Source organism: Paenibacillus forsythiae T98, from assembly GCF_000520735.1.
Classification (GTDB): domain Bacteria; phylum Bacillota; class Bacilli; order Paenibacillales; family Paenibacillaceae; genus Paenibacillus_AQ; species Paenibacillus_AQ forsythiae.
The window spans coordinates 1-3,157 of the sequence record NZ_ASSC01000372.1 but is presented as its reverse complement, the minus strand read 5'-3'; the positions used below and the strand labels follow the sequence as shown (position 1 = coordinate 3,157).

Annotated in this window: 4 protein-coding genes; 2 read left to right on the top strand and 2 right to left on the bottom strand. The window is 53.7% G+C overall.

Annotated elements, in window-relative coordinates:
* Positions 1–425, bottom strand: a 425-nt coding sequence (locus L692_RS0112020; protein ID WP_025700156.1) for an SDR family NAD(P)-dependent oxidoreductase, incomplete at its 3' end; no start/stop codon positions are given.
* A gap of 17 nt (positions 426–442) precedes the next feature.
* Complete coding sequence (locus L692_RS0112015) at positions 443–901, bottom strand: S-ribosylhomocysteine lyase (protein WP_025700154.1); 459 nt, start codon at positions 899–901, stop codon at positions 443–445.
* A gap of 260 nt (positions 902–1,161) precedes the next feature.
* Here L692_RS0112015 and L692_RS0112010 point away from each other — a divergent pair, with 260 nt between their 5' ends.
* Complete coding sequence (locus L692_RS0112010; protein WP_232238777.1) at positions 1,162–2,022, top strand: MetQ/NlpA family ABC transporter substrate-binding protein; 861 nt, start codon at positions 1,162–1,164, stop codon at positions 2,020–2,022.
* A gap of 25 nt (positions 2,023–2,047) precedes the next feature.
* A partial coding sequence (locus L692_RS0112005) for an aminotransferase class I/II-fold pyridoxal phosphate-dependent enzyme (protein WP_084463169.1) occupies positions 2,048–3,157 on the top strand: 1,110 nt, incomplete at its 3' end.

The window sequence follows — 3,157 nt, the reverse complement described above, 5'->3', positions numbered from 1 at the left end:
TTGCCGGCCTGCGAGGCGATATTGATGATGCGCCCGCCGCCGCCCTGCCGCAGCATTTGCCTCGCTCCCGCCTGGGAGACAAGATAGACGCCCTTGGCGTTGACGTCCATCACCTTGTCCCAATCGCCTTCCTTGATATCCACCGCATAATCCATGGTGGAAATGCCGCTGTTATTCACCACGAAGTCAATTCTGCCGAAGGTCTCAACGGCGAAGCCGATCAGTTTATCGGCGTCTTCCGCGCGGGTAACATCGCAGCGGATAACCGCCAGCCGGTCCTGGATGATTTCCTTCCAATCACAGGCGATATCCCCGATCACGACATTGGCGCCAGCCTGCAGGAACAGATCCGCAATGCCTTTGCCGATGCCGGCAAGACCTCCGGTAACGACTAGCGTCCTGCCGGTCAAGTCAATCGTCAGCATCGTTCTTGTCCCGCTCCCTAGCGGCGCGTGAAAGGATCGTCGCTGATGCCCGCCTCAAGCACAAGCTTCGCATATTCCTTCGCGCTGAACAGGGAGTGGTCCTTGTAGTTGCCGCATTCCAGAGCGCTGACCGCAGGTACGGTCTCCGTTTCCAGAACCTTGCGCAGCACTTTGGTCAGCGCCGCCGCGACTGCGGACGGCTCATGCTCGTCCCAGATAATCAGATAGAAGCCGGTGCGGCATCCCATAGGAGAAATATCAATAATTCCGGGCAGCTCATCGCGCAGGTAGGTGGCCAGCAAATGCTCCAGCGTATGCAGGGCTGCGGTCGGCAGCGCGTCGGTATTCGGTTGGAGCAGTCTCAAATCATATTTTTGCACAATGGCGTCTGTTCCGTTGCGTTCTGTTCCGGCGACCCGTACATAAGGGGCCTTGACTTTCGTATGGTCCAATTGAAAACTTTCGACTTTAGCCATGAGTCTCTTCCTTTCGCTTGTCAAATCATAAGCTTCTCTTGCTCTTATTCAAAGTAACATACTCGGAATTTAAAGTAAACTAGTATTTCATATTTCATCCAATGAATAAATAAAAAATTGATAATCGCAGTGTTATAACGTATTGACAGTATTAAATATGCATACTATCATGGAAAACAAATAAATCCGATTAACTTAATTGGTTAAATAAGATAATCGGAAAAACTATGAATATGGATACTTAAGGGGGAAGATGGTTAGTGAAAAAGGTAATGAATCGATGGGTGTCGCCGCTGTTGGTGATTATGGCTGTAGTGCTTCTGATCTCGGGATGCGGAGACAACTCCAAAGCCGCTTCGTCAGGAAACGGTTCGGAGCAGGAAGCGAAGACGCTGCACATCAGCTTTAACCCGGGGCCTTACAGCGATCAGTTCAAGAACGGCGTGGCGCCTTACCTTGAGAAAAAAGGGTACAAGATTACCTACAAGGAGTTCACGGACGGGATTCAGCCGAATGTGGCTGTGGCGCAAGGGGAGATTGACGCGAACGTCTTCCAGCATTCTCTCTATCTGGAGTCGATCAACAAAAGAGAAGGAATCAATCTGATTGGCGCGGTTCAGGTCCCGACTCCTCCGATGGGCCTCTATTCCAAGAAGCATAAGAGCCTGGATGAAATCAGCGACGGCGCCCAGGTCAATCTGCCGAACGAGCCTGTCAACATGCTGCGTGCTCTAACGATTCTGAAAGAGGTCGGCTGGATTACGCTGAAGGATAATATTGATCCGCTGCAAACCTCGCTTAATGACGTAACCTCCAATCCGCATAATATCAAATTTGTGCCGACGGAGCCCGCTCAAGGGCCTCAGGCGCTGCAGGATGTGGATTTTGCCGCCATTCAGGGCAACTTCGCCATTGCGAATAACATCAAACTTACAACGGCGCTGAAGCTGGAAAATATGACGGACCCTTTCACCAACATCGTGGCGGTGGACGGCAAAAATAAAGACAAGCAGTTCGTCAAGGATATTATCGAAGGCTATCATTCGAAGGAATTCAAGGACTATATCAAATCCAATCCGGATTATGAAGGTTACAGACTGCCTGCTTATTTCAATGAATAGAAGACTTTGATGAGGTGTAATCATGGTGAACTTTAAAACATCCGCTGTCGTCGGCCGGCTTCCCGAACATTATTTCAGGGCGCTTAAGGAAAAGGTAGCCGACTACCGCAGCAGGGGCGTTGATATTATCGATCTGTCCAGCGGCAATCCGGACCAGCCGACCCCGGAGCATATTGTCCGCAGCCTGAAGGAAGCGGCCGACAAGCCGGAGCACCATGGATACCCCCCTTTTTACGGAAAAAAGAGTACGCTTGAGGCCGTCGCCGCCTTCTACAAGCGCGAGTATGGCGTTGATCTCGACCCGGATACGGAAGTCGCCGTATTTCACGGGTCGAGCACCGGGATTATGGGGATCGCCCAAACCCTGCTCGGAACCGGCGATGTTCTGCTGACGGCCAACCCGGCCTACCCTCCTTATTATGCGTCGGCTGCGATGGCCGGGGCGGAGGTGCACGCGATTCCCGTATATGAACAGGACGGATTTCTTCCGGATTACCGCACGGTTCCGGAGGAAATCCTCCGGCGCGTGAAGCTGCTATTGCTGAATTATCCGAACAATCCGACCGGAGCGGTGGCGACGCGGGCCTTCTTCGAGCAGTCGCTCGCTTTGGCCGCCGAGCATCATTTCCCGGTGGTGAACGATTTTGCCTACGGCGCTTTCGGATTCGGGGGGCGGCGGCCGATCAGTCTGCTGCAAATACCGGGCGCCAAGGAATACGGCGTGGAGATTTATACGCTGTCCAAGACCTACAACATGGCGGGCTGGCGGTTCGGATTCGCTGTCGGCAACGCTTCGGTCATCGGCGCCCTCAAGCTGTACCATACGCATGCGTACAGCACGATCTTCGGAGCGGTGCAGGATGCGGCGGCGGCCGCTCTGCTTGGGCCTCAGGAGAGTGTACAACGGCTCGTGGAATGCTATGAACGCAGACGGGATGCGCTGGTGTCGAAGCTGCGGAGCATCGGCTGGGAGGTGTCCGCTCCGGCCGGAACCTTCTTTGCCTGGTTTAAAGTTCCGGAAGGCTACAGATCGCTCGAATTTGCCGAGAAATTGCTGGAAGAGGCCCATGTGGCGGTTGCTCCGGGAGAGGGATTCGGCTCACAGGGCGATGCCTACGTGCGGATCGGACTGGTG

What these genes read in the sequence shown, in the direction of transcription:
- L692_RS0112015 (WP_025700154.1), bottom strand. Translation starts at nt 901, where the DNA reads ATGGCTAAAGTCGAAAGTTTTCAATTGGACCATACGAAAGTCAAGGCC.